This window comes from Cellulomonas sp. ES6, from assembly GCF_030053835.1.
GTDB lineage: Bacteria > Actinomycetota > Actinomycetes > Actinomycetales > Cellulomonadaceae > Cellulomonas.
The window spans coordinates 2820180-2845977 of record NZ_CP125655.1; the positions used below are offsets into that span (position 1 = coordinate 2820180).

General features: G+C 72.7%; 27 protein-coding genes and 1 riboswitch. Of the genes, 11 read left to right on the plus strand and 16 right to left on the minus strand.

The window, feature by feature from the left end:
• Positions 1-3: 3 nt before the first annotated feature.
• The 7 genes from P9841_RS13105 to P9841_RS13135 form a co-directional block, all read right to left on the minus strand.
• Positions 4-1023, minus strand: a complete 1020-nt coding sequence (locus P9841_RS13105; protein WP_283319093.1) for a metalloregulator ArsR/SmtB family transcription factor — start codon at positions 1021-1023, stop codon at positions 4-6.
• On the minus strand, positions 1020-2129 hold the full coding sequence (gene arsB / locus P9841_RS13110; RefSeq protein WP_283319094.1) for an ACR3 family arsenite efflux transporter: 1110 nt from the start codon (positions 2127-2129) through the stop codon (positions 1020-1022). Before arsB (P9841_RS13110) ends, P9841_RS13105 begins: the two co-directional genes overlap by 4 nt.
• On the minus strand, positions 2126-3184 hold the full coding sequence (gene trxB, locus P9841_RS13115; protein WP_283319095.1) for a thioredoxin-disulfide reductase: 1059 nt from the start codon (positions 3182-3184) through the stop codon (positions 2126-2128). The genes arsB (P9841_RS13110) and trxB overlap by 4 nt, the downstream gene beginning before the upstream one ends.
• Before the next feature lie 272 nt (positions 3185-3456).
• Positions 3457-4437: a glycosyltransferase family 2 protein gene (locus P9841_RS13120; RefSeq protein WP_283319096.1), complete on the minus strand. Its 981-nt coding sequence runs from the start codon at positions 4435-4437 to the stop codon at positions 3457-3459.
• A gap of 26 nt (positions 4438-4463) precedes the next feature.
• Positions 4464-4703, minus strand: coding sequence for an acyl carrier protein (locus tag P9841_RS13125; protein WP_146840451.1), 240 nt, complete (start codon positions 4701-4703; stop codon positions 4464-4466).
• Between the two features lie 16 nt (positions 4704-4719).
• Positions 4720-6615: an HAD-IIIC family phosphatase gene (locus P9841_RS13130; RefSeq protein WP_283319097.1), complete on the minus strand. Its 1896-nt coding sequence runs from the start codon at positions 6613-6615 to the stop codon at positions 4720-4722.
• On the minus strand, positions 6615-7235 hold the full coding sequence (locus tag P9841_RS13135; RefSeq protein ID WP_283319098.1) for a serine O-acetyltransferase: 621 nt from the start codon (positions 7233-7235) through the stop codon (positions 6615-6617). The genes P9841_RS13130 and P9841_RS13135 overlap by 1 nt, the downstream gene beginning before the upstream one ends.
• A gap of 238 nt (positions 7236-7473) precedes the next feature.
• Between P9841_RS13135 and P9841_RS13140 the strand changes: the two genes are divergently transcribed.
• Positions 7474-7881: a MerR family transcriptional regulator gene (locus P9841_RS13140; RefSeq protein ID WP_502847643.1), complete on the plus strand. Its 408-nt coding sequence runs from the start codon at positions 7474-7476 to the stop codon at positions 7879-7881.
• Between the two features lie 24 nt (positions 7882-7905).
• Here P9841_RS13140 and P9841_RS13145 read toward each other — a convergent pair whose 3' ends face one another.
• The 4 genes from P9841_RS13145 to arsB (P9841_RS13160) form a co-directional block, all read right to left on the minus strand.
• Positions 7906-9432, minus strand: coding sequence for a SulP family inorganic anion transporter (locus tag P9841_RS13145; protein ID WP_146840454.1), 1527 nt, complete (start codon positions 9430-9432; stop codon positions 7906-7908).
• A 677-nt stretch (positions 9433-10109) separates the two neighbouring features.
• Positions 10110-10529 (minus strand): arsenate reductase ArsC, encoded by a 420-nt coding sequence (locus P9841_RS13150; protein ID WP_283319099.1) that lies wholly within the window; start codon positions 10527-10529, stop codon positions 10110-10112.
• 17 nt (positions 10530-10546) lie between these two features.
• Positions 10547-11563, minus strand: a complete 1017-nt coding sequence (locus P9841_RS13155) for a metalloregulator ArsR/SmtB family transcription factor (protein WP_146840456.1) — start codon at positions 11561-11563, stop codon at positions 10547-10549.
• Positions 11560-12678 carry an ACR3 family arsenite efflux transporter gene (arsB, locus tag P9841_RS13160; protein ID WP_283319100.1) on the minus strand — a complete coding sequence of 373 codons (1119 nt, stop codon included), beginning with the start codon at positions 12676-12678 and terminating at the stop codon, positions 11560-11562. Before arsB (P9841_RS13160) ends, P9841_RS13155 begins: the two co-directional genes overlap by 4 nt.
• 86 nt (positions 12679-12764) lie before the next feature.
• Between arsB (P9841_RS13160) and P9841_RS13165 the strand changes: the two genes are divergently transcribed.
• From P9841_RS13165 to P9841_RS13180, 4 genes are all read left to right on the plus strand, one after another.
• Positions 12765-13217, plus strand: coding sequence for a hypothetical protein (locus P9841_RS13165; protein WP_283319101.1), 453 nt, complete (start codon positions 12765-12767; stop codon positions 13215-13217).
• A gap of 312 nt (positions 13218-13529) precedes the next feature.
• A riboswitch (cyclic di-AMP (ydaO/yuaA leader) is annotated at positions 13530-13653 on the plus strand.
• 140 nt (positions 13654-13793) lie between these two features.
• Complete coding sequence (locus tag P9841_RS13170; RefSeq protein WP_283319102.1) at positions 13794-14462, plus strand: C40 family peptidase; 669 nt, start codon at positions 13794-13796, stop codon at positions 14460-14462.
• Positions 14463-14467: 5 nt separating this feature from the next.
• A complete protein-coding gene (gene ccsB / locus P9841_RS13175; RefSeq protein ID WP_283319103.1) occupies positions 14468-15481 on the plus strand; it encodes a c-type cytochrome biogenesis protein CcsB in 1014 nt (337 codons plus the stop codon).
• A 28-nt stretch (positions 15482-15509) separates the two neighbouring features.
• Positions 15510-15704, plus strand: coding sequence for a hypothetical protein (locus tag P9841_RS13180; protein ID WP_283319104.1), 195 nt, complete (start codon positions 15510-15512; stop codon positions 15702-15704).
• A 176-nt stretch (positions 15705-15880) separates the two neighbouring features.
• Here P9841_RS13180 and P9841_RS13185 read toward each other — a convergent pair whose 3' ends face one another.
• The 5 genes from P9841_RS13185 to P9841_RS13205 are packed head-to-tail and all read right to left on the minus strand — an operon-like array spanning position 15881 to position 20534.
• The gene (locus P9841_RS13185; RefSeq protein ID WP_283319105.1) at positions 15881-16699 is read right to left on the minus strand and encodes a cytochrome c biogenesis CcdA family protein; all 819 of its coding nucleotides are present in this window, start codon (positions 16697-16699) and stop codon (positions 15881-15883) included.
• Positions 16696-18741: a heavy metal translocating P-type ATPase gene (locus tag P9841_RS13190; protein WP_283319106.1), complete on the minus strand. Its 2046-nt coding sequence runs from the start codon at positions 18739-18741 to the stop codon at positions 16696-16698. The genes P9841_RS13185 and P9841_RS13190 overlap by 4 nt, the downstream gene beginning before the upstream one ends.
• A complete protein-coding gene (cmtR, locus tag P9841_RS13195) occupies positions 18738-19142 on the minus strand; it encodes a Cd(II)/Pb(II)-sensing metalloregulatory transcriptional regulator CmtR (protein ID WP_283319107.1) in 405 nt (134 codons plus the stop codon). The genes P9841_RS13190 and cmtR overlap by 4 nt, the downstream gene beginning before the upstream one ends.
• A 52-nt stretch (positions 19143-19194) precedes the next feature.
• On the minus strand, positions 19195-19830 hold the full coding sequence (locus tag P9841_RS13200; RefSeq protein WP_283319108.1) for a vitamin K epoxide reductase family protein: 636 nt from the start codon (positions 19828-19830) through the stop codon (positions 19195-19197).
• Complete coding sequence (locus P9841_RS13205; RefSeq protein WP_283319109.1) at positions 19827-20534, minus strand: DsbA family protein; 708 nt, start codon at positions 20532-20534, stop codon at positions 19827-19829. The genes P9841_RS13200 and P9841_RS13205 overlap by 4 nt, the downstream gene beginning before the upstream one ends.
• Before the next feature lie 119 nt (positions 20535-20653).
• Between P9841_RS13205 and P9841_RS13210 the strand changes: the two genes are divergently transcribed.
• The 6 genes from P9841_RS13210 (at position 20654) to P9841_RS13235 (ending at position 25798) form a co-directional block, all read left to right on the plus strand.
• Positions 20654-21028 carry an ArsR/SmtB family transcription factor gene (locus tag P9841_RS13210; protein ID WP_283321955.1) on the plus strand — a complete coding sequence of 125 codons (375 nt, stop codon included), beginning with the start codon at positions 20654-20656 and terminating at the stop codon, positions 21026-21028.
• On the plus strand, positions 21025-21954 hold the full coding sequence (locus tag P9841_RS13215) for a cation diffusion facilitator family transporter (RefSeq protein WP_283319110.1): 930 nt from the start codon (positions 21025-21027) through the stop codon (positions 21952-21954). The genes P9841_RS13210 and P9841_RS13215 overlap by 4 nt, the downstream gene beginning before the upstream one ends.
• Positions 21955-21983: 29 nt before the next feature.
• On the plus strand, positions 21984-22457 hold the full coding sequence (locus P9841_RS13220; RefSeq protein ID WP_283319111.1) for a methyltransferase family protein: 474 nt from the start codon (positions 21984-21986) through the stop codon (positions 22455-22457).
• A gap of 63 nt (positions 22458-22520) precedes the next feature.
• Complete coding sequence (locus P9841_RS13225; RefSeq protein ID WP_283319112.1) at positions 22521-23222, plus strand: response regulator; 702 nt, start codon at positions 22521-22523, stop codon at positions 23220-23222.
• The gene (locus P9841_RS13230) at positions 23219-24358 is read left to right on the plus strand and encodes a sensor histidine kinase (RefSeq protein ID WP_283319113.1); all 1140 of its coding nucleotides are present in this window, start codon (positions 23219-23221) and stop codon (positions 24356-24358) included. Before P9841_RS13225 ends, P9841_RS13230 begins: the two co-directional genes overlap by 4 nt.
• A gap of 93 nt (positions 24359-24451) precedes the next feature.
• Positions 24452-25798, plus strand: a complete 1347-nt coding sequence (locus P9841_RS13235) for a peptidoglycan DD-metalloendopeptidase family protein (RefSeq protein ID WP_283319114.1) — start codon at positions 24452-24454, stop codon at positions 25796-25798.

The window sequence follows — 25798 nt, forward strand, 5'->3', positions numbered from 1 at the left end:
GGGTCAGGCGGGGACGGGCAGGTCGGGCAGCAGGTCGGCGAGCAGGGCGCGCACGCGGCGGTCGATCTCGTCGCGGATCGATCGCACCCCGCTGTCGGAGGCCAGGGCGGGGTCGCCGACGACCCAGTCCTCGTAGCGCTTGCCGGGCAGGATCGGGCAGGTGTCACCGCAGCCCATGGTGATGACCACGTCCGCTGCGCGGACGGCGTCGTCGGTGAGGGGCTTGGGGAACGCCTCGGCGTCGGCGGACAGCTCCTCGAGCAACGGCCGGACCCCGGGATGCACCTCACCGGCCGGCGCGGAACCGGCGGACCGCACGACGACCTGGTCGCCGGCGTAGTGGTGCAGCAGGGCGGCGGCGAGCTGGGAGCGGCCGGCGTTGGCGACGCAGACGAACAGCACCTGCGGGCGGTGGGCGGTGGCTGCCGTGATCGCCCGCTCGGCGTCCGTGAGACGCTGCCGGGCGAACCGCTCGGTGTTCACCACGAGGTGGGAGCGGACGGCCGAGGACCGGGCCAGTCCGGTGTAGGACTCGCGGACGACCGTCAGGACCGCCGCGGGGTCGCGGTCGGGGAACGCGGCGGCCAGTCGGTCGGCGATCCGTGCCAGGGCGGTCTCGGCGTCGGTTAGGCCCGTGAGGGGTGAGAGGTGCGCCGCCTCGGCCGCCACCGGCGCGAACGAGTCCAGCAGGGTCGTGACCGCGCCGCGCAGGGCGGGCTGCACCCGGTAGTAGACCCAGGTGCCGCGCCGCTCGGAGGTGAGCAGGCCGACGTCTTTGAGCAGCTTGAGGTGGTGGGAGACCGTCGGCTGGGAGACCTCGGCGACCGTGGCCAGGTCGCACACGCACGCCTCGCCGGACGGCGACGTCGCGATGAGCGAGAGCATCCGCAGCCGCAGCGGGTCGCCCAGGGCCTTGAGCGTGCCGGCAACCTGGGTGGCGGCGTCCAGGCCCATCGCGTGGTCGGCGGGGGAGGGCTGGCACGCCTCGTCGACGGGCGGGGCGGTGGGAGTCGTGGCGGTCATGAGCGGACCTCCTGCGGTGCGGCGGCGGGAACGGGAGGAGCGGTGTCGGTGAACCAGCGTCGGCCGGCCCACAACGAGACGTAGACCAGCCCGACGAGGACCGGGACCTCGATCAGCGGGCCGACGACGCCGGCGAGCGCCTGCCCGGAGGTGGCGCCGAACGTGCCGATGGCGACGGCGATGGCGAGCTCGAAGTTGTTGCCCGCGGCGGTGAACGCCAGCGTGGTGGAGCGTGCGTACCCGAGTCCGAGGCCCCGGCCGGTCAGCATGCCGACGCCCCACATGACCGCGAAGTAGACGAGCAGGGGCAGTGCGATCCGCGCCACGTCGAGCGGGCGCGAGGTGACCGCGTCGCCCTGCAGGGCGAAGAGGAGCACGATGGTGAACAGCAGCCCGTACAGCGCCCAGGGGCCGATGCGCGGGATGAACCGCTCCTCGTACCAGTCGCGTCCGCGGGTGCGCTCGCCGATCCACCGGGACGCGAACCCGGCGGCGAGCGGGACGCCGAGGAACACCAGGACGTTGACCGCGATCTGCCCGATCGACACGTCGAGCCCCGCGGGGTCCAGGCCCAGCCAGCCGGGCAGCACGGTGAGGTAGAACCAGCCGAGCAGCGAGAACGCCACGACCTGGAATACCGAGTTGATCGCCACCAGCACGGCCGCCGCTTCGCGGTCACCGCAGGCGAGGTCGTTCCAGATGACGACCATCGCGATGCACCGGGCCAGGCCGACGATGATCAGCCCGGTCCGGTACTCCGGCAGGTCGGGCAGGAACACCCAGGCGAGCGCGAACATCAGCGCGGGGCCGACGACCCAGTTCAGCGCGAGGGAGCTGACCAGCAGCCGCTTGTCGCCGGTCACCGCGGCGACCCGGTCGTAGCGCACCTTGGCCAGCACCGGGTACATCATCACGAGCAGGCCGAGCGCGATCGGCAGGGAGATCCCGCCGACCTCCAGCTCGGCCAGCGCCTCGCCCAGAACGGGGACGAACCGGCCCAGCGCGAGGCCGGCGACCATCGCGAGACCGATCCACACCGGCAGCCACCGGTCGAGCGTGGACAGCCGACCGCGCGTCGCGGTCAGGTCGGGGGTCTGCGCGCTCATCGGGCCACCGCCGCGGCGGCCGTGTCGGCGCCCGGGGCGCTCACGGCGTCGGCGGCGTCGACGGTGGCGGCCTCGACGGCGGAGGGGATCTCCGCGGGGGAGGCGGGGTCGACGTCGCCGAGCGCGGCGAGGTAGTGCTGGGCGTCGAGCGCGGCGGCGCAGCCGGAGCCGGCCGCGGTGATCGCCTGGCGGTAGGTGTGGTCGACGGCGTCCCCGGCCGCGAACACGCCCGGCAGGTTGGTCCGGGTGGACCGGCCCTCGACGACGATGTAGCCGTTCTCGTCCAGGTCGACCTGCCCGACCAGCAGCTCGGTGCGCGGGACGTGGCCGATCGCCACGAAGATGCCGGTCGCGTCGTGCTCGCGGGTCTCGCCGGTGATCGTGTCGCGCAGCGTCACGCCGGTGACCTTGTCCTGGCCGTGGATGCCGACGACCTCGGAGTTCCAGGCGAACTGGATCTTCGGGTCGTTCTTGGCGCGGTCCGCCATGATCTTCGAGGCCCGCAGCTCGTCGCGGCGGTGCACCATCGTCACGGACTTGCCGAACCGGGTCAGGAACGTGGCCTCCTCGACCGCGGAGTCGCCACCGCCGACCACGATGATGTCCTGGTCCTTGAAGAAGAAGCCGTCGCAGGTCGCGCACCAGGACACGCCCCGGCCCGAGAGCCGCTTCTCGTCCTCCAGACCCAGCTCGCGGTAGGCGGAGCCGGTGGACAGGATCACCGCGCGGGCGCGGATGGTCTCGCCGCCGCCGGTCACGACGGTCTTGACCGGGCCGGCCAGGTCGAGGGAGACGGCGTCGTCCCACAGCACCTCGGCGCCGAACCGCTCGGCCTGCTTCTGCAGGTTGTCCATGAGGTCCGGGCCCAGGATCCCGTCGGGGAAGCCGGGGAAGTTCTCGACGTCGGTGGTGTTCATCAGCGCACCGCCCGCGGTGACGGAGCCCGCCACCACGTAGGGGGACAGGCCCGCGCGCGCCGCGTAGATCGCGGCGGTGTACCCGGCGGGTCCGGAACCGACGATGACGATGTCCCTGAGGGCGGCTTGGTTCGACATGTCTCTATGTTGGCACACGTCGATGCAACGTGCGTCGGGCGAGGCCGTCGGCGCGACCAGACGCTGTCGCGCTGAACGTCCCCCCGACGCCCAGCTGGACAGTGCGTCGCACGCGCAACGCTGCACTGATCTCCATGGCCAGCGATCTCCCCGCGTCGTTGTTCAGCGACCTGTTCGGGGTTGAGCACCGCCGCATCGACGGGCTGGGCATGTCCGGGACGCCACTGGCACGGCTGGGGTTGCGCGGCCGAGCGCCCAGTTGAGAGGCCGGATCAAGCACTTCGGTCGATGAGGTCGCGGTCGCCGCCCGGGGTGATGGGGTTCGGCGTGGGACCCGTGGGGAGCCGGTACCCGTAGGCGAACCCCCAGTTCCATGCCAGTGCGTGCACGTCACCGCGTGCACGTACCCGAGCGATCGCCGCGGCCTCCGCGCGCACGCGACGCACCAGCCTGGCGGCTTTGCTCGCCGGCGCATGACGAGGCGCGGCCGAGCACTCGTCCGGACCGCCGGCCAAGCGGTGCTGCCCCGCCACGGGTGCGTAGCGGCTCTGCAGCCAGCGTTGCCCCGACGCGTTCCCACGGCCTTGGGCGAAGGCGCCTCGTGCGTTCTCTCGTAGCCGCATGTGGACGACGGCGTCGTGCTCGTAGTGCAGCGACGCACCCTCGAGCTGCGCGCGCCAGCACAGGTCGGTGTCTTCGAGGTAGCGGGCAGCGGGGTCGAAGCCACCGACGCGGCGGAAGGCATCCGCTGGCACTGCGAGGTTGCTGGAGCTGGCTGAGGGTAGCCACCAGACCGGGCCGCTGTGCTGCAGTCCGTCGGTCTGGGGAAGTGCACGCGCGCTGAGGGTCGATGCGGCGTTCAGCCGCTGCCATTCCAGCCGTCCACCGACGAGCGCGTCGGTGCGGTGCACGGCCGCCAGCAGGGTGCGCAGCCAGTCGTCAGCGACGACGTCGTCCGCGTCGCAGAAGGCGAGCACGTCGCCTCGTGCGACCGAGGCCGCAGCGTTGCGCGCGGGTCCGGCACCGCGCTGCGCCGAGGCGTCGACGTACCTGAGCTCCCGGAGCGCCGGAAGCCGCCGCGGGGCCTGCCCGACGACCTGCGCAGTGGCGTCGCGCGAGCCGTTGTCGGCGACCAGGACCTCCCAGTCGCCGGCGAAGTCCTGGCGGGCGAGGGCCCTGAGCTGGGCGGGCAGGGTGGCGGCCGCGTCGCGAGCAGCGATCACGACGGAGACGTCCAGGCGCATCGTCGGCATGTCGGGCCTCCCGTCGACTGCGCGGCTCAGGTCCCGGTCTTGGCCTGGATCAGGGTGACCAGCTCGCCGACGTTCTGGATGGAGCCCATCTCGGCGTCGGCGAACCGGATCCCGAACGCGGACTCCAGGGAGAACAGGATGCTGATGTGCGCGAGGGAGTCCCAGCCCTCCACGTCTCCGGCGGTGGTGGTGTCGGTGAGCTGCAGGTCGGGCTGGAGGAGGACGTCGCGGATGACGTCGTGGACCTGGTCCTCGGTGGTGGGCACGTGCGTGTTCCTCCGGTCAGGCTGTGGTGGTCTGGGGAGCGGCGTCGGGAAGGACCACGGTGATGTAGCCGGGTCGGCGGGGGGCGTGGCCCGCCGTCAGCTCCCAGGTCTGGGTGGGCCCGTGGCCGTGCTCATCACGTGCGCCAGGGTCGTCCACGGGGGAGAACCCGGTCCCGGGCAGGATCGGGGCGGCCGGGGCATTGCGTCCCGAGGGGACGTAGTGGGCGACGACCCGGGCGTGACCGCGGTCGCGTGCGTGGTCGGCCAGTGCGGCGAGCAGGGCGTTCTCAGCGGTCCGGCCCAGGACGCGGCAGGACATGACGAATGTGTCGATGACGAGGTCATCGCCGTCTGGGACGGCGATGAGGGCGGCGACCAGGCCGTGGTCGTCGAACCGGTCGCGGACCCGCATGCCCCAGACCACCGCTCCCGGGGCGGCGGCGAGTGCTTCGACGGCGGCGGTGGTGTGTCGGCGGCCGGTCAGGTTGAGCTGGTTGGTCTTGCCGATCAGCTGCACGATCCGGGCCAGGTTGGTGGCGGCGAGGGTCTCGATCGTCGCGGTCATCTCGAGGCCGGCGAGGAACTCCTCCGCGGTGCCGGCGCCGGCGGCGTGATCGCGCGCCCGCCGACGGGCGCGGTACTGCTCGGTGCGCCGGGAGTCCTCCTCGCTGAGCGCGACGGTCTGTAGCCCGGGGAACCGGCGCAGGGCACGCACGTACCCGGACGGGTCGGTGGGGAGGTCGACGACCGCGACCTCGGGCAGTTCGTGATGGACGCGCTCGCGCTCGAGCGGGTTGTCGTCGACGAACACCAGGGCGTCCATCCCCAGGTCGAGGTCGGCAGCGATCGCGCGCAGGGCCGAGGGCTTGTCGTCCCACGACGCCTCGAACGCGACGAAATCCTCCAAAGAGAGCACCATCTCCGGGTGTTCGGTGAACGGTAGCCGCGCGTCGTCGGGGTTGTTCTTGGACGAGACCGCCAGCACCAGACCGCGACGGCGCAGCGAGGAGACGTACCGCTGGAACGCGACGAACGCCTCGCCGGCGGGCCCGCCGCCCAGGGCGATGCCGGCCAGGCCGTCCTCGCCGATCACGCCACCCCACAGGGTGTTGTCCAGGTCCAGCACGACGACCTTGCGGGACAACCCGCGCGCGGCGGCCACCGCGTCCATCGCCCGCACGGCGAGCGGCCCGACGGCGCCGAGGCCGACCGCGTGCTTGGACGCGAACCAGAAGCGCTCGTCGGACCAGACCGGGATACCGACCTCGGCGGCCACCAACTCGGCGTCGACCAGGTACACATCGGCCGGCAGGGCGTCGGCCAGTGCGTCGTTGACCGCACGCACCAGGCGGCGGCGGCCACCGGGGTGGACGGCACCGAGGTCGCCGAGGGCGTCATCGGGCGTCGGCACGAACGTCGTCTGCACGATCGTGGCGCCGGTGCGCTCGGCGAGCGTGGCCCACATCCCGCGCCAGCGCCCCGCCTCGGCGGTGACGTCACCCTCGGGGTCGGTGGACACCTCGGGCAGGCGCATGTCGCGCTGGTCGATGACCAGCAGGACGACGTCGGGCGCGAAGGCGTAGAGCTCGGAGGTCGGGTCGAGGATCGTCGGCTCGTAGGCGCGGTAGCCGGACTCGTAGGTCTCCAGCGCGATGCCGTGGGCCAGCGCCGCCACGCGCAGCGCCGCGGCGAGCTGACCGCTGGTGTGGCTGGATGCCAGGGCGAGCCGGACGGTGCGCCGGGCCCACGTGTGCAGGGCGTCGGTGGCGCGCATCCGGCCGAGCAGCCGGTCGGCGGTCGCCCAGGTGGTGAAGTCGGGCTCGGTTCGGGCAAGGCGGGCGAGGGCGTGCAGGGCTGCGGGTGCGTCGCCGGTCGTGTGGTGGGCGAGCGCCTGGTCGAGGTACGTCTTCATCACGCGTCTCCGGGTCGGGGGCGGGCGGGGATGACGCGCGGGGGTGGTGCGAGCACCGTGGCGCCGGCGGGCACGTGGGTCATCACCACGGCGTTGGGGCCGATGGTGGCGCCGTCACCGACGACCACCCGCCCCACCAGGACGCACCCGGCGCCGAGCGAGACGCCGCGCCCGATCCGGGGGGCCTGGGCGTGGAAGGTGGCGGGGTCGCCCGAGCCGGCGCCGAGGGTGACGCCCTGGCGGATGACGCAGTCGTCGCCGATCTCGGCGTGCGGGTGGATGACGATGCCGTGCTGGTGCGCGATGCGCACGCGCCTGCCCAGCTGCACGGTGTGCGGGATCTGGATGCCGGCGACGTTGCGCACCACGACGTACGCCAGCTGCTGGGCTGCGGACGCGACCGGACGTAGGGCGCGCGGGAAGCCCGGGGAGTCGATCCAGGTGCCCCAGCGGTGCGTGGCGGCGGCATAGAACCCCGGGGTCCACAAGCCTTCGGAGTTGATCCGGTGGTCCTCCCGGACCGCGGACAGGAAGTCCCGCAGCGTGCGGGGCCCGGGGGTCGGGGGTGTGCGGTCGTCACCGCTGGTGCGGCGGGCGGTGCTGGTGCTCGGTGTGGTCACAGAGGGCCTCTCCTGGCGTTGCCGTCAGCGCGCGCCACCAAACCAGGCAAATCGGGCGAATCGCTCGACTCGACTCTAACGTGAGGTGAGAGTATGTGTCGTCGCCGTCACCCGTTGGCCGTGCCCTCGGGCGGGTGAATCTCCGCATCCTGACTGGGGACGCGAAGCAGCTTGGCGCGGGCTTCGGCCCGGCCCGGAGTGGCTATGCTCGGGCGTCGCTGGCGGAAGGGAGAGCGTGGTGGACACGCGGCACATGCAGATCGGCGAGGTGGCCGAGCGCACGGGCCTGTCGCTGCGCACCATCCGCTATTACGGCGAGGTCGGGCTGGCGGAGCCGTCGGCCCGCAGCCAGGGGGGTTTCCGGCTCTACACCGAACCGGACGTCGAGCGCCTGAAGCTCATCATGCGGATGAAGCCGCTGGACTTCTCCCTGGAGGAGATGGGCGACCTGCTTGAGATCCTCGACGGGCTCCAGGCGGACGGCGTCGCCGGCGAGACCCGCGAGAGCCTGCTCGACCGGCTGCGCACCTACCGCGCGGCTGCCGACGAACGCGCCCGCGCGCTGCGCAAGAAGCTCGACGTCGCCGAGGACTTCCGTCGCTTCATGTACGAGCAGTCCGGGCGGGCCGCCGCCGACCGCGCCTGATCGCAGCCGGCGACGGCCGAGCGGTCAGTGACCGCCGCCGAGCTGACCGGCGAGGCGGCCGTGCCGGCGGGCGCTGTCCTCGTTCAAGCCGATGATCGTGGCCTGCTTGCCCTTCGCGGCGTACTTGGTCGTGATCGCGTCGAGCGTCGCGACGGTGGACGCGTCCCAGACGTGCGCGTCGGACAGGTCGATCACCACGCGCTCGGGGTCGCCGGTGTAGTCGAACTGGTAGACGAGGTCGTTGGACGAGGCGAAGAACAGCTCGCCGGAAACCGCGTAGACCCGCTCGCCGTCGTCGTCCGAGGAGTCCAGCCGCGTCACCGTGGTCAGGTGCGCGACGCGGCGGGCGAACAGCACCATCGCGGCGACCACGCCGACGACGACGCCGTAGGCGAGGTTGTGGGTAGCGACGACTACGGCCACCGTCAGCACCATCACGACGGTCTCGCTGAGCGGCATGCGCCGCAGGGTGGCGGGCTTGATCGAGTGCCAGTCGAAGGTTGCCACCGACACGATGACCATGACCGCGACCAGCGCCGCCATCGGGATGATCCCGACTACGTCGCCGAGACCGACCACCAGCACCAGCAGGAACACCCCAGCCAGGAACGTGGAGATCCGAGTGCGCGCCCCGGATGCCTTCACGTTGATCATCGTCTGGCCGATCATCGCGCAGCCGCCCATGCCGCCGAAGAACCCGGACAGCACGTTCGCCGTGCCCTGGCCCCACGCCTCGCGGGTCTTGTTCGAGTGGGTGTCGGTCACGTCGTCGACGAGCTTGGCCGTCATCAGCGATTCGAGCAGGCCGACCAGCGCCATCGCCAGCGCATAGGGAGCGATGATGCGCAGCGTCTCCACGTTCAGCGGCACGTCCGGGAACAGCAGCGCCGGGAGGCTGTCGGGCAAGGCGCCCTCGTCGCGGACCTGCGGCACCTGCACCGAGAACGCGACCGTCACCACGGTCAGGACGACGATCGCGACGAGCGGAGCGGGCACCACGGTGGTGACCTTAGGGAGCAGGACGATGATCGCGATGCCGATAGCCACGAGCGGGTAGACCACCCACGGCACGTCGACCAGGTGCGGGACCTGCGCCAGGAAGATCAGGATCGCCAAGGCGTTGACGAATCCGACCATGACCGACCGGGGGATGAACCGCATCAGCCGCGCGACACCGACGACGCCGAGGACCACCTGGATCAGGCCGCCCAGGATCACGGTGGCCAGAAGGTAGTCGAGCCCGTGGTCTCGGGCGACCGGGGCGATCACGAGGGCGATCGCGCCGGTCGCAGCTGAGATCATCGCCGGACGTCCGCCGAGGAACGCGATCGACACCGCCATCACGAACGAGCTGAACAGTCCGACCCGCGGGTCGACGCCGGCCAGGATCGAGAACGAGATCGCCTCGGGGATCAGCGCCAGGGCAACGACCAGGCCGGCAAGGACCTCGGTCCGCAGACGCCGCGGCGACCGCAGCGCGGCCAGCACCGAGTGCTGCACGTCGGCCTCGGGCACGGTCGGGTGGACAGGGGCAGCGTGGGGTGACGTCACGAGGAGTCCGTTCCGATTGAGGGGTGACCTCGATCGATGGGACCGCGCGAGGTCGCTGGCATGCGCAGCGATGCGCGAAGTCGGCGGCGAGTCCGCGCGCGCAGGGCGCAGCAGGACCCGTCTGGTCTCAACCCTAACGTAAGAGGAGGGTTGAGGGGGCGGTCGGGCCCGACATCGCGGGGACCGACGGCACGGGCCGGCCGCCCCCTGTGGCGTTCGCTGGTCGCCCTTTCCGCCACGCACGCACGCCACCTGGAACTTCGGCGATGACCGATGCGGCGCGCCGCCAGGTGTCCGTCCAGACGGGCCCATCGACGAGGTCGTGGCCCCGCCGCCAGGGATGGGCGAGGCGAATCGTGAAGTGCGAAGGCGCCGTCTGAGGTTCACCCTCCGTGGCGATCGAGCTCGCGGCCGGTGCGGGCAACACCCGTGCTCGGGCGATGGGACGCCCGGAGCCGTGGCCTCTCTAGCGGACGGGGCCCGCGGGCCCCGGCGCGGAACTTAGTCGGTGACGAATACGGGGCTGCGCCAGGTGGACGACCTGACATGCATCCAGACGAGGTCTCGCCACCCCCGACTACCGCCTGAACACGCCGGTCCTCAATGCCCACCGCTCCGATCGGCGGGTGGCCGGCATCTCAGGCGTGCGTGGGTGCGGCCCTCGTGGTGTCGCGGGTTCAGGCGGTGACGGGCTCGACCCCGAGCTCGGCGAGCAGGGCGACTACCCGGGCGCGGATCGCGTCGCGGATCGGGCGGACGGACTCGATGCCCTGCCCGGCCGGGTCGTCCAGCGCCCAGTCCTCGTACCGCTTGCCGGGGAAGATCGGGCAGGCGTCGCCGCAGCCCATCGTGATCACCACGTCGGAGGCCTGGACCGCGTCGGTGGTCAGGACCTTGGGGCGCTCGGCGCGGATGTCGATGCCCTCTTCGAGCATCGCCTCGACGGCGACCGGGTTGATCTGCTCGGCGGGCATCGACCCGGCGGAGCGGACCTCGACGGCGCCGCCGGACAGGTGCCGCAGGTAGCCGGCGGCCATCTGGGAGCGGCCGGCGTTGTGCACGCAGACGAACAGGGCGGACGGCTTGTTCTCGGTCATCAGGTTCTCCACGGGGGTCAGGCGGTCGGCAGGGTGAGGTCGGTCAGCAGGGCGCGCACGCGGCGGTCGATCTCGTCGCGGATCGCCCGCACCCCGGTGTCGGAGGCCAGGGCCGGGTCGCCGACGACCCAGTCCTCGTACCGCTTGCCGGGCAGGATCGGGCAGGTGTCGCCGCAGCCCATCGTGATGACGACGTCCGCGGCGCGGACCGCGTCGTCGGTCAGCGGCTTGGGGAACGCCTCGCCGTCGGCGCCGAGCTCGGCGAGCAGCGGCCGGACCGCGGCGTGCACGTCCGCGGCCGGCGCGGACCCCGCGGACCGGACGGTGATCGCGTCCCCGGCGTAGTGGTGCAGCAGGGCGGCGGCGAGCTGGGAGCGGCCGGCGTTCGCGACGCACACGAACAGCACCTGCGGGCGGGTGTCCGCGGCGTCCATCGCGCGGGCGGTGTCGGTCAGGCGCTGGCGGGCGAACCGCTCGGCGTTGACGACCAGGTGCGAGCGGATCGCCGAGGACCGGGCCAGACCGGTGTAGGACTCCCGGACGACGCTGAGCACCGCGCCGGGGTCGCGGTCGGGGAACGCCGCGGCGAGCCGGTCGGCGATCCGCGCCAGGGCGGCCTCGGCGTCGACGAGCCCGGCCAGCGGGACCGCGTTCGCGGCGTCCGCGGCTGCGGGGGCGAAGGAGTCCAGCAGGGTGGTGACCGCGCCGCGCAGCGCCGGCTGCACCCGGTAGTAGACCCAGGTCCCGCGCCGCTCGGAGGTCAGCAGCCCGACGTCCTTGAGCAGCTTCAGGTGGTGCGAGACGGTGGGCTGGGAGACCTCCGCGACCGTGGCCAGGTCGCACACGCACGCCTCGCCGGTCGGAGAGGTCGCGATCAGCGACAGCATCCGCAGCCGCAGCGGGTCACCCAGGGCCTTCAGGGTGCCGGCGACGTGCGCCGCGGCGTCGGCGCCCATCGCGTGGTCCGCCGGCGAGGGCTGCGGGGTGCAGCCGCCGGCGGCGGTCGTGGTCGCGTCGGGGGCGATGGTGGTCATGAGCGTGCCTCCTGCAGCTCGGCGGTGGCGGGGGAGGTCGAAGACGTGCGGAACCAGCGGTCCCTGGCCCAGAGGCTGACGTAGACCAGGGCGACCAGGACCGGGACCTCGATGAGCGGGCCGACCACACCGGCCAGCGCCTGCCCCGAGGTCGCACCGAACGTCCCGATCGCCACCGCGATCGCCAGCTCGAAGTTGTTGCCTGCCGCGGTGAACGCCAGCGTCGTCGACCGCGCGTACCCCAGCCCCAGGCCCCGCCCGGTGGCCAGGCCCACGGCCCACATCACCGCGAAGTACGCCAGCAGAGGCAGTGCGATCCGCGCGACGTCCAGCGGCCGCGACGTCACGGCCTCACCCTGCAGCGCGAACAGCAGCACGATCGTGAACAGCAACCCGTACAGCGCCCACGGACCCACCCGCGGGACGAGCCGCTCCTCGTACCAGTCCCGACCGCGCGTGCGCTCACCGATCCACCGCGAGGCGAACCCGGCGGCGAGCGGGACGCCGAGGAACACCAGGACGTTGACCGCGATCTGCCCGACGGACACGTCCAGGCCCTGCGAGTCCAGGCCCAGCCATCCAGGCAGCACGGACAGGTAGAACCAGCCCAGCAGCGAGAACGCCACCACCTGGAACACCGAGTTGATCGCGACCAGCACCGCGGCCGCCTCACGGTCGCCGCAGGCGAGGTCGTTCCAGATCACCACCATCGCGATGCACCGCGCCAAGCCGACGATGATCAGGCCGGTGCGGTACTCGGGCAGGTCGGGCAGGAACACCCACGCCAGGGCGAACATCAGCGCCGGGCCCACGACCCAGTTCAGCGCGAGGGAGCTCACCAGCAGCCGCTTGTCCCCGGTCACCGCAGCGACCCGGTCGTAGCGGACCTTCGCCAACACCGGGTACATCATCACCAGCAGGCCCAGCGCGATCGGCAGCGAGATGCCGCCCACCTCCAGCTCGGCCAGCGCGTCCCCAAGAGCGGGGACGAACCGGCCGAGGCCGATGCCCGCGACCATCGCCAGCCCGATCCACGCCGGCAGCCACCGGTCGAGCGTCGACAACCGCCCCCTCGTCGCGTCCGGGGCAGTCACCGGCGTGGTCTGATTCGACATGTCTCTATGTTGACACATCTCGATGCAGAGGCGAAGCGTCGTGACGTCTCGACCGCCTCGCCGGGCCGGCCGACTAGCCTCGCGGCATGGAGTCGCTGGAACGTCTGGACGACCTGTGGAGCGCGCGGGACTACCCCGTCCTCGTGGCGGCCGCGCGCCGGCTCAGGGAGCGGCCGCGGCCGCTGATGTCGCAGGACCTCGTCGAAGCCACCGGCCTCGAGCACCAGGAGGTCGTCGCGGCTCTCGCGAACCTCGGCCATCGTCACCTCGACGTCCGTGACGCCAGCAGCGAGGCGGTGCGCGACAACTACGTGGTCGGCATCATGCCCGCCGGCCTGGAAGCCGTCGGGCAGTGGCCCAGCCCCGACACGGCCGCGGATCGTCTCGTCGCAGCGCTCGATGCCCTGATCGACACCACCGCGGACGGGTCTCCGAAGCAGAGCCGGCTCAAGGCGGCACGCGACGGTCTGCTCGCCGCAGGTCGCGACGTCCTCGTCGACGTCGCCGGAGCCGCGATCACGGGCCGCCTGCCCATGTGATTGCCGGCGCCTCGCGTGCCACCACACGGGGAACTTCGTCGGTGGCGAATACAGGACGCCGCCAGGTGTTCGACCAGAGATGCATGCGGACCAGGTCTTGCCCCCCCGCGGGCCCGTGAGGCCCAGGACCGGTGTCGGGGTCCGCGGACGGCGCCCGTGCGACCTCGCGAGGCGACCGCTGTCGCGGGTGATGAAGGTTCGCTGAAGACGCGGCGGCACCGGCTCCGATCGGGCGACGCGACGCCTACGGTCGGAGAATCCGGACGCTCGTCCGGGAGCCGCGCGGATGCCGAGTCCTGCCACCGTCCGGCCCTTCGATGTCGGATGGCAGGAGCGGGGGACCGAGGTTCCACGGGAGCGCAGGCGCCCTCGGGGTGAAGCCGGTCCATGAGGCCGGCCGGACGCTCCGTCCGAACCCGACAGCTCACCTCGCAAGCGCCAGGAGCCACCATGCCTGCCCACCTGCGTGCCCCCTCGCGCCATCGCAACCCCGGCCGTGTCCGCACCCCGCTCACCGACGCCGTCACCAACGCGCTGGTGAGCGCTGCAGCGGTCAGCCGGCGCGCTAGTGCCGTCGTGGCCACGTCAGGACTTGCGGTCTCCCTCGCGGCTCACCCCGCCTCGGCTGCGGCCTCGTCGAACGGCTCCACCGGCACGATCGACTTAAGCGTCCTGGATGAGGCGAGGGCCCTGGCCGCCGCCGCCCCGTCAGCGGTCGCACCTGCGGCGGCCACGTGGTCGTTCGACGTCCCGGCCGCGACCGCGATCCTCCCGCCTCCGCCTCCGCCGCTTGTGGTCGAGGAGTCGCCCGCTCAGCCCCCCGACGGTGTCGCCTCGCGCAGCACCTCGCGCACCGAGGCCGCCGAGCCGAACGAGCCCGCGCCGATCGGTGCACCGCCCCCCGCGTCCGCGAACGGCAGCGTCGTCGTCGAGGTCGCGTCCGCGCTGGTCGGCGTGCCGTACGTGTACGGCGGGACGACCCCGGCCGGGTTCGACTGCTCTGGGTTCACGTCGTACGCGTACGCCCAGGTCGGGATCTCGATCCCGCGGACCTCGACCGCGCAGCGGGACGCCGGCACGGTCGTGTCCCGGGACCAGGCGCAGCCCGGTGACCTGATCTGGTCGCCGGGCCACATCGCGATCTACGCCGGCGGGAACTTTCAGGTCGACGCCCCGGTCCCAGGCAAGTCGGTGCAGATCCGCGAGATCTGGCAGTCGGACCCGTTGTTCATCCGGATCGGCTGACCGACGTGTCCGTCGGTGACCTCAGCACACTGCTCGTATGGGGGGCGGTGACGGCGTTCACCATCGCATTGGTGGCGTACTCCGTTGACCTCGCGCGCGTCGCCGACGCCTCGGCCCGTCCGCAACGTCGTCTCGCAGCGGTCGGCGCCCGGCCCGCAGGCGTCGAAGCGCCTGCCTCGCAGGACTCGGCACCGCTCGCGCCCGTCGGGCGCGCGGCCGGCATCGCTCGGTCGACGGCCACCGTGGCGACAGCGCTGCTGCTGGGCGGAGTCGCGCTACGCGGGGTGGCAGCCGGCAGATGGCCGACTGCCAACATGTACGAGTTTACGATCTTCGGGATCCTCGTCGCCGCGCTGGTGTTCCTGGGGATGCGACGCACCCGCATGCTGCCTTTCGTTGGGGTGCTGGTGACCGGCATCGCCGTGCTGGCGCTGATCGTGGCGCTGAACTCGTTCTACCTGCGGGCGGACGCTGTGCAGCCCGCGTTGCAGAGCTACTGGCTGGTCATCCACGTCAGCATCGCCATCGTGGCCACGGGAATCTTCACGGTCGCCTTCACGACGTCGGTGCTGCAGGTCCTCCAGGACGGCCGGGAGTCCGGGCACTCGCGACTCGACCAGCCATGGCGCGCAGGGTACGAGCTGCGCCGCTCGCTGCGGCGGTGGCGTATCACCGGTCCCACGTGGTCCTGGCTGAGGACCGTGCCGACCGCGGTGAGGCTCGAGGCGCTGTCCTTCCGGCTGAATGCGATCGCGTTCGTGCTGTGGACCCTCACGCTGATCGGCGGGGCGATCTGGGCCGAGCAGGCGTGGGGCCGGTACTGGGGCTGGGACCCCAAGGAGGTCGCGACCTTTGTCGCGTGGGTCGTGTACGCGGCGTACCTGCATGCGCGCACCACGCGAGGCTGGCAGGGGCGTCGCGCGGCCTACCTGGTGTACGTCGGATATGCCGTCGTGATCGCAAACTTCACGGTGGTGAACCTGTTCATCAACGGCAAGCACTCGTACTCGGGCATCTGACGCATGCGCCCGGAAGTAGACCCCTGCCGTGCCTGATCAAGCCCGCCCGCGGCAGGACGATCGTCCCGCGATCATCTGGGTCGTCGTAGCGATCGTCGTGGGCGGCGCCCTGACGGTGGCCGGCGTCGTGACGGGCAGCCTCGCGTCGACGACCGGCGGGGTCGTCGTGCTGTTCATCTGCTCCACCGCGACGCGGATCTGGTACCTGCGCCAGCGAAGATGACCGAGCTCACACGACCTCCAGGCGCTTCCAGGCTCGCCGCGGCAGTGCCCTCGAACCATCGCCGCCGCTCGGGGAAGATCGGCGCGCGAAGCACCCTTTCGCCGATGAAGGTCTGCTGAAGGTTGCTCATGAGGTGCCGGGCGGGCCGCCTCCGGCGCGCGCGCGGGCGCACGCCATCACACGACGGGCTGGAAGATCAGGATCAGCCCTTGCAGGCTCTGCGCCCACCGCCCCCACAAGCCGGTGACTAGTGCGATCCCGATCAGGACGAGCATGCTGCCACCAACGATGGAGATCACGCGGCGCCTACGCCGCACCACGGCCAGGAGCCGGGTGCTGTGCTGGAGGCCCACCGCGAGCAGCACGAACGGAAGGCCCAGACCCACGGCGTAGGCGGTCGACAGCAGGGCACCCCGGGTGGGCGACCCGCCGTCGAGGGACAACGCCATCACCGCCGCCAGCGTCGGGCCGATGCATGGGGTCCAGCCGAGCCCGAACGTCACGCCGAGCACGGGAGCCCCCCACAACGTCGCCGGAGGGCGGCGGTGCACCCGGACCTCACGCTGCAGGAACGGCACGCCACCGAGGAACGCAACCCCCATGACGATCACGACCACGCCGAGCGCCCGGGTCATCGGGTCCTGCCAGCGCAGCAGCGCCGCGCCGAGCGACCCCGCGAGGGCGCCCAGTGCGACGAACACCAGAGCGAACCCGAGGACGAACAGCGCGACCCCGAGGGTGAGCCTGCCGCGCCGAGGCGCCGGAGCCGGGTCCCGCACCGCGACCGCACCGACCGGCTGCACCGTCTGCGCGGTCAGCCCGCTGAGGAACCCGAGGTAGCCGGGGACGAGCGGTAGGACACACGGCGAGGCGAACGAGACCGCGCCGGCGACCAGCGAGACGAGCAGGGCGAGAAGCAGCGGGCCGGAGAACGCGGTGGTCGCGAACGCGGACCCGACGTCGGCGGCGGCCGCCACCGTGGCGGGAGTCGTCACGCGGCCGCCGGGGTGGGTGCTGGGGCGGCGGGCGAGCGCTCGACGCCGGCGCGCGGCCCCGGGGTGGTGACGCGAGCGGCCCGGATGCCGTTGAGGATGACCACGACCTCGGCGACCTCGTGCACCAGGACGACTCCCGCCAGGCCCAGCGTTCCGGTGAGGGCCAAGGGGAACAGCGCGACGATGATGAGCAGCGCGAGGCCGATGTTGCCGGTCATGATGCGCCGCCCGCGGCGGGCGTGAGCGATCGCGCGGGGCAGCAGTCGCAGGTCGTTGCCCGTGAAGGCGACGTCGGCAGACTCGACGGCGGCGGCGGTTCCGGTGGCGCCCATCGCGATGCCGACGTCTGCGGCGGCCAGCGCCGGGGCGTCGTTCACGCCGTCGCCGACCATGGCCGTGCCAGGGCCGAGGTCGACGACCGCGGTGGCCTTGTCCTCGGGTCGCTGCTCGGCGCGCACGTCGGAGATGCCCGCGGCTGCGGCGAGGGCGTGCGCGGTGCGTCTGTTGTCGCCGGTGAGCATGGTCGTGCGCAGCCCGGCGGCGTGCAGCGCGGCGACGGCCTCCGCCGCTTCGGGGCGCAGCTCGTCGCGGATCCCGATGACCCCGACGGTGCGTCCCTCGGCGCGCACCACGACGGTGGTCATGCCGGCGGACTCCATGGCATCCAGCGCACTGGTGAGCGGCCCGGCGTCGAGCCAGCGGGTGGAGCCGACCTCCACAAGCACGCCGTCGACCGTCCCGGAAACGCCGTGCCCGGGGTGCTCGACCACGTCCTCGGCCGTCCCTGCGCCGGGCGAGGAGGTGAGCAGGGCACGGGCCAGCGGGTGCGCACTGCGCGCCTCGACTGCGGCCGCCCAGGCCAGCACCTGCTCGGCAGTGGTGCCCTCGACGGCCCGGGCGTCCACCACCTCGGGGCGGTTCACGGTCAGGGTGCCGGTCTTGTCCAGCGCGACCTTTTTCAGGGTTCCCAGCCGCTCGAACGCCTCGCCGGACTTGATCGCGACGCCGAACCTGCTCGCCGAGCCGATCGCGGAGATGACCGTGACGGGCACGGCGATGGCCAGCGCACACGGAGAGGCCGCGACGAGCACGACCAGCGCCCGGTCGATCCAGACCGACGGGTCACCGAGAAGCGATCCGAGCACCGCCACGCCAGCGGCGACCACGAGGACCGCCGGCACGAGGGGTCGAGCGATGCGGTCCGCCAGCCGCGCCCGCTCGCCCTTCCTGGCGTGCGCCTCCTCGACCAGCCGCACGATCGTCGTGAGCGAGTTGTCCCGGCCGTCCGCGGTCGCCTCGAGCTCCAGCGCTCCGGTGCCGTTGACTGCGCCGGCCGGGACGGCGTCCCCGGGCCCGACCTCCACGGGGATGGACTCGCCGGTGACGGCCGAGGCGTCGAGGGAGCTGCGCCCGGTCACGACCACGGCGTCGGTCGCGACCCGCTCGCCCGGGCGGACCACCAGCACGTCGAGCTCGCGGACGTCCCGGGCGGGGACGACGACCTCGCCGGCCAGGCGGGACAGGCGCGCGGTCTCCGGCATGAGCGTCAGCAGGGCCCGCAGGCCGTGCTTGGCGCGGTCCATGGCCCGGTCCTCGAGGGCCTCGGCGATGGAGAACAGGAACGCCAGTGCCGCCGCCTCGGCGACGTGCCCCAGGACCACGGCGCCCGCAGCGGCGATGGTCATCAGCAGGCCGACCCCGAGACGCCGGCGCCGAAGCCGGCGCAGGGCGCCGGGCACGAACGTCCAGGCACCCGCGGCCAGACCGAGCACGAACGCCAGGGTGCTGGCCACCGGGTCGGCGCCCGACCAGTCGAGGGCGTACCCGATCAGCAGCAGCACGCCGGAGGCAGCCGGCAGCCGCAGGGCGGGGTCGCGCCACCAGGCGACGAACGCGTCCTCGTCCGCATCGCGCGGCGGGGCGTCATGGTCGCAGCAGTCGTCCGGCTCGGGGCGCGGAGGGGTGCTGCCCGCCGGGCGGACACCGATGGACAGGGTCGGGCGCGGCGCGTCGTCCTCCGGGCCGCAGCACTCCCGGCTCATGCGAGCACCTCGACCCGCTCGCCGTCGGACACACGCGCGCGGGACTCGGCGTCGCAGTCAGCGCAGCACCCCGGGACGTCGCATGTGTCGTTCGTGCACGGCTCGCCCTCGTCCACTGCGAGGACGACGTCGACGAGCGAGCTGAGCGCGTGTGCGAGGTGCGGGTCCGTGATCGCGTACCGCGTGCGTCGCCCCTCCGCGCCGGCGACCACCAGTCCACAGCCCCGCAGGCACGCCAGGTGGTTCGAGACGTTCGACCGCGTCATCCCCAGGCGGTCCGCGAGCTCGGCGGGGTAGACCGGGCCGGCGGTCAGGGCGGCGAGAATCCGCGCACGGCTGGGATCGGCCATCGCGCGGCCGAGGCGGGTGAGCGCGTCGATGCGCGTCGCAATGGTCAGCATGGGCTGAACAGTACAGTTGCGGCTGTATCGAAGGAAGGCGCGGCCGGCGCGGTCACGGCAGCAGGGTCGACCAGTACGACCAGAACCGCTGCACCGCGAGCAGGGCGATGGCCAAGTACCAGACGGTAAGGATCGTCGAGCGGTAGTCGACCGCCCGGGCGAGCACCGCGCGCGCCGGCCCCGGCAGGGACAGCTGCCAGCGCTGGAGATTGCGCAGCGTGACCGACAGGAACACCGGGATCATCACGGCCCACACGACCAGGCAGTACGGGCAGAGAGCGCCGATCCGGTACAGGCTCTGGAACGCCAGCCAGTGCACGAACACCACGCCGAAGGTGACGCCGGCCTGAACGCTGAGCCAGAACCACTCGCCGAGCCGGGCGCCGCTGAGCATGCTCATGCCCGCGGTCAAGACCACGGTGAAGCCGACGACGCCGATCAGCGGGTTGGGGAACCCGAACACCGACGCCTGGTCCGATGCCATCACCGAGGTGCAGGACAGGATCGGGTTCAGCGTGCAGCTCGGGACGTGGGTGGGGTCCTCGAGGATCGCGAACCGCTCGAGGAGGAGCGCGACCGCCGCGGCGAGTCCGATGGCAGCCAGGGCGGTCAGCGCGACCGCCCGCCGGCGCTCGGCGGTCCGGGGCTCGAACAGCACCGTGTCGGGCGTCGCGGCGACCGCGGTCACGCGCTGCCCGACGCGTCGAGGGCGCGGTCCAGGGCGTCGGTCAGGTCCTGGACGCTGCGCAGCTCGAGTCGCTCGCCGTCGAGGAAGAAGGTCGGGGTGCCCTGCACGCCGAGCGACTGGCCGTCGTCGAGGTCCTGCTGGACGCGCTCCTGGGTCGCGGGGTCCGCGACCGCGGCGTCGTAGGCAGCCAGGTCGAGCCCGAGGTCCTCGGCGAACGAGCGGAACAGGTCGGCCTGCGAGGTCTGCTGCTCGCCCCACTCGGCCTGGGTCTCGAACATCCGGTGGTACATGTCCTCGACCTGCCCCTGCTGCGCCGCTGCCTCGACGGCCAGTGCCGCGTTCATCGCGTTGGCGTGGCTCGCGATCGGGAAGTAGCGGATGACGTAGTTGATCTGCCCGGCGTACTGCTCGCGGATCTGCTCCACGACGGGGTAGAAGGCGCCGCACGCCTCGCACTCGAAGTCCATGAACTCGACGAGTGTCGGTGCGTCCGGGCCGGCGTTGTCGAGGACGTGCGAGTCGGTGCGAGCCGCGGGCAGCGCGCCGTCCTGCTGCTGCGGCGCCAGCCCGCGGGGTCCGGTGGCGAGCGCGTAGATCAGCACACCGGTGATCGCGACCACCACCAGCGCGCCCGCGATCAGCGCGCTGCGCATGCGCGGGCTCAGCGGTGTCGGGGCGTTCGCGGCGGCGGCGTCGGTCCTCATGGCATCGCACGCTAAGCGAGTCCGCAGGGCCCGTTCGCCGACGGAGATTGAGATTCGATGAAGACTCCCGATGGTCCTGGTGAGCGACCGCCGAGGACGCTTAGTATCGTCGCGTGACGATGACATCCTCCGTGGTCGATAATGAGAACGACGTCCGTTCCGTCGACGATGCCGCGCTCACCGCGCCGACCGCCGCGCTGTTCCGGGCGCTGGGGGAGCCTGCGCGGTTGACGATGCTGCGGCACCTGTTCACCGGCGAGCACTCGGTGCGGGAGCTGACCGACCACCTTGGCCTGGCGCAGAGCACGGTGAGCGTGCACCTGGCCTGTCTGCGGGACTGCGGGCTGGTCACGGTGCGGCAGCGGGGGCGGGCCTCGATCTACGCGATCGCCGACCCCGGCCGGCTTGCGACGCTGGTCGGCGCGGCGGAGGACCTCCTGCACGGCGGCTCGAGCCCCGACGCGTGCGCGCACCTGACGGGCGGCGACCGGTGAGCCACGGCCACGACCACGCGCCCGCGGGCGCCGGCGCGCCGGCCGACCACCGGCGGCGGCTCGCGATCGCCTTCGGCCTGACGTCCACCGTCCTGCTCGCCCAGGCGGTCGGCGCGGTGCTCACCGGCAGCCTCGCGCTGCTCGTGGACACCGCGCACATGCTCACCGACGCCGCCGGCCTGGCGATGGCGCTGGGCGCCGCGCACCTGTCCCTGAAGCCGGCGACCTCGCGGCGGACCTGGGGCTACCGGCGCGCCGAGGTGCTCGGCGCGCTCGCGCAGTCCGCGGTGCTGCTGGCCGTCGGCGGGTACGTGCTGATCGAGGGGATCCGGCGGCTGTTCGAGCCCCCGGAGGTGCCGTCGACCGAGCTCATCGTGTTCGGCGTCATCGGCCTGGTGGCGAACGTAATCGCGATCGCGGTGCTGGCGGGCGAGCGGAAGGCGAACTTCAACCTCCGCGCGGCGTTCCTGGAGGTGCTGAACGACGCGCTCGGCTCGGTCGGCGTGATCGTCGCGGCGATCGTCATCGCCACCACCGGCTGGTACCAGGCCGACGCCGTCGCCGGCCTCCTGATCGGCGCGCTGATCGTCCCGCGCGCCATCCGGCTGCTGCGCGAGACCAGCGCGGTCCTGCTGGAGTCCACCCCGCCCGGCCTCGACCTGGACGCGGTGCGCGAGCACCTGCTCGGCGTCGAGCACGTGCGCGCCGTGCACGACCTGCACGCGACCCTCGTCGCGACCGGCCTGCCGGTGCTCACCGCGCACATCACGGTCGACGACGAGTGCTTCGCAGACGGGCACACCGCCCGCATCCTCGACCAGCTCCAGTCGTGCCTGGCCACGCACTTCCCGATCTCGGTCGAGCACTCGACGTTCCAGATCGAGCCCGCCTCTCACCGCACGCACGAGCACCTGGGGCACGCATGAGCCGGCGCGCCGCTACGGCCGTCCCGCCAGTGGCTGTCGCCGCGGCCGCGGGCGCGCTCCAGCTGGCGGTCACCCGGCGCGCCCGGGCCACGTCCGCCTCGCTCGCCGCGGCCGCACTCCCGGCTGCCGCGGCGGCCTGGCTGCTCGGCGACGCGCTGGTCCGGTTCCGGCGCGCCGGGACGACCGTCGACCCGGTAGCGCCGACCCGCGCCGACGCCCTCGTGGTCACCGGCGCCAACCGGGTCAGCCGGAACCCGATGTACCTCGGGATGGCCGCCGCGCTGCTCGCGCACGCCGTGGCCCGGCGGTCGACCGTCGCGCTCGTGCCGGTCGCCGGGTTCGTCGGGGTGCTGACGGCCGGGCAGATCGCGGCGGAGGAGGAGGCGCTCGGCGCGCGGTTCGGGGAGCCGTACGCGCGGTACCGCGCCGAGGTGCCGCGCTGGGTCGACGCCCGCTCGGTGCGCGGGGTCGCCGCGGCCGCCCGCGCGATGAAGATCCGATGAAGGCGGCGTCGTACCCCGCCTCCCTCGGCGCGGGTCGGGCGCCGGCGCGTGCGACGGTGGACCGTGCCCACTGAGACAGATCGCGTGCGGGTCCTGGTCGTCGAGGACGAGAGCGTGCTCGCCGCGGTCATCGGCGACTACCTGCGCGCCGACGGTTACGACGTGGCCGTGGTCGGGGACGGTGCCCACGCGCTGGAGGCGGCCCGGTCGACCGCCCCGCACGTGGTCGTCCTCGACCTCGGGCTGCCCACGGTCGACGGCATCGAGGTCTGCCGGCGGTTGCGGGAGTTCTCCGACGCCTACGTCGTGATGCTCACCGCCCGCGCCGACGAGGCCGAGGTGCTGCAAGGTCTGCGTTCCGGCGCGGACGACTACATGACCAAGCCGTTCCGGCCGCGCGAGCTCCTCGCGCGAGTCCGCACCCTGCTGCGTCGCGCCCGCACCCCCGGACCGCTGGCGCCGCCCACCCGCGAGGTCGGCGCACTGACCGTGGACCTGCGCAGTCGCGAGGTCGCCCTCGACGGTTCACCGGTCGACCTGACGCCGACCGAGTTCGACCTGCTGGCGTGCCTGCTCGAGAACACCGGGACCGCGATGACTCGGCGCGCGCTGATCGAGGCGCTGCGCGGGGAGAACTGGTTCGGCGACGAGAGCCTGATCGACGTGCACGTGCTGCACCTGCGCCGCAAGCTCGGCGACGACGCCGCCACCCAACGCTTCGTGCGGACCGTGCGCGGCATCGGCTACCAGCTGGGCGACGGGTGAGCCGCCCGCCCTGGCACCGGTGGGGCGTCGCCCTCCGGCTGAGCGTCGCGCTCTGGGCGGTCATCGTGGTCACCGTCGCGACCGCCGGCGCTGTCGCGTGGGTGATCGGGCCGGGGATCTTCCACGAGAACCTGCTCCAGCACAACGAGGACGCCTCCGACGACGCGACCGAGCACGCCGAGGCCGCGTTCGGCACGGCCGGCAGCGTCTCGCTCGCCGCGGCCCTGCTGCTCGCTCTGCTCGTATCGTCGGCCCTGAGCATCTGGATCGCCGGCCGGGTGACCCGCTCCCTGCAGCCGATCGTCACCGCGGCCGGGAGTGTCGCCCGCGGGGTGTACGACCGCCGGGTCCCGGTCCCAGGGCTGGGCGCCGAGTTCGACGACGTCGCGACCGCGATGAACGCGATGTCCGAACGTCTCGAACACGTCGACGGCACCCGCCGCCGTCTCCTGGCGGACCTGGCGCACGAGATGCGCACACCCCTGGCGACCCTGACCGTGTACGTCGACTCGATCGAGGACGGGCTGCGCGAGCCCGACGCCAAGACGTTGCAGGTGCTGCGCGACCAGGTGGACCGGCTGAGTCGACTCGCCGAGGACGTCTCGGCGGTCTCCCTGGCCGAGGAGCGACGCCTGCCTCTGCGGCTCGCCGACGCCGCCCCGGAGGACCTCGTGCGTGCCGCGGCCGCGGCGGCCAACCCCGCCTTCGCGGCCAAGGGCGTCTACCTGCAGGTCGACGCCGCGGTCCGCGCCCCGGCCGTGAGCGTCGACCGCGACCGGATCGGGCAGGTTCTGGCCAACCTGCTCGACAACGCGCTGCGGCACAGCGACGCCGGGGCCGCTGTCGTCGTACGCGTACGCACCGAGCGCGACGCCGTGGCCATCGCGGTGCACGACACCGGGGACGGCATCGCCCCGGAACACCTGTCGTACGTGTTCGACCGGTTCTACCGCGCCGACACCGCCCGCGACCGCGATCACGGCGGGTCCGGGATCGGACTGACCGTCAGCAGAGCGTTCGCCGAGGCCCACGACGGGTCGCTCGACGCCGTGAGCCCGGGTGCCGGGCAGGGGGCGACGTTCACGCTCCGCCTGCCGATCCGGCGGAGCCGGAGCGCCGCAGTCGGCGCCAGATGAAGGAACGCTGAAGGCGCGGCTGAGCCCCGGTCGCTCGGCAGCACCCCGACCTACCGTGGTGGCGCCCTCGAGCCCCACGACAGGAACTCCCGCATGCGTCCCGCCCCCCGTCCCGTCTGCGCCTGGCGCCGCCTGACCGCCACGCTGGTCGCCGCCGCCGTGCTGGTCGCGCTCGCCCCTGTCACCGGGTCCGCCGACGACCTCGACGATCGCCGCAGGGCCGCGCAGGAACGCGCAGACGCTGCGCAGCAGCGTTCCGAGGACCTGCAGGCTTCGGTCGAGGGGCTCTCCACCGAGCTCGCGCAGGCAGTCAGCGACCTCGCGGCCACCGAGGCCCGGCTTCCGGCCGCGCAGGCGGAGCTGAAGGCTGCGCAGGACGAGCTGGCCGGTGCCGAACGCCGGGCGGCACTGGTCCAGGCCCGGCTCACGGACGCCACCGATCAGCAGGAGCGCATCACCGCCGAGGTCACCGAGTCCGCCACCCGCGGCGAGGAGGTCCGGGCCAGCGTCGGCCAGCTGGCACGCCAGGCGTACCAGAACGGCGGCGAGGTGTCCCCGCTCGCGGTGGTCCTGGACGCCCAGGACCTCGAAGACTTCAACCGCCGCTACCAGGCCGCCACCGCCGCTCAACGGGCTCAGTCGGAGATGGTCGACGAGCTCGCGCAACTGGCGGCGGAATCCCGCCAGGCCGAGGCCCGGCTCGTCGCGGTCACCGACCGCATCGCTGACCTGAAGGTCGAGGCGGACGAAGAGGTCGCCGTCGCGGATCAGGCCAGAGCAGCAGCGGCCACCCGCGAGCAGGAGATCGAGCAGCTGATCACCGAGCAGCGGGCGTCCCAGCAGAGGTTGGCCGGCATGAAGTCCCAGGCCGAGGCCGAGCAGGCACAGGTGGAGCGTGAACGCGGCGCGCTCGAGACCGAGCTCGCAGGGATCATCGCCGAGCAGCGCCGGCAGGCCGAGGCCGCCGCGGCGGCGAACCAGCCCGCAGCGCCCGGTCCCGCCGCTCCGCCGCCACCCTCGACAGGCTCCGGGGCGATCTTCGCCAACCCCACCTCGATCAACCCGATGTACGTCACGTCGAACTACGGCATGCGGCTGCACCCGATCCTTGGGTACACCCGCCTGCACGCCGGGATCGACCTGCGGACGTACTGCAACACCCCGCTCTACGCACCCCGCGACGCCACCGTGCAGTGGGCCCAGTGGCGCAACGGGTTCGGCAACCAGGTCATGCTCAACTACGGCACCGTGAACGGGCAGCCCATGATGAGCAGCTCCAACCACATGACCCGGTCCACCGTGTCGGCCGGCCAGCAGGTCCGCCAGGGCGACCTCATCGGCTACTCCGGCAACACCGGCCTCTCGGGGGCGTGCCACCTGCACTTCGAGGTCTACGTCAACGGCTCCACCGTCGACCCGGCACCGTTGCTGGGCAGGTGA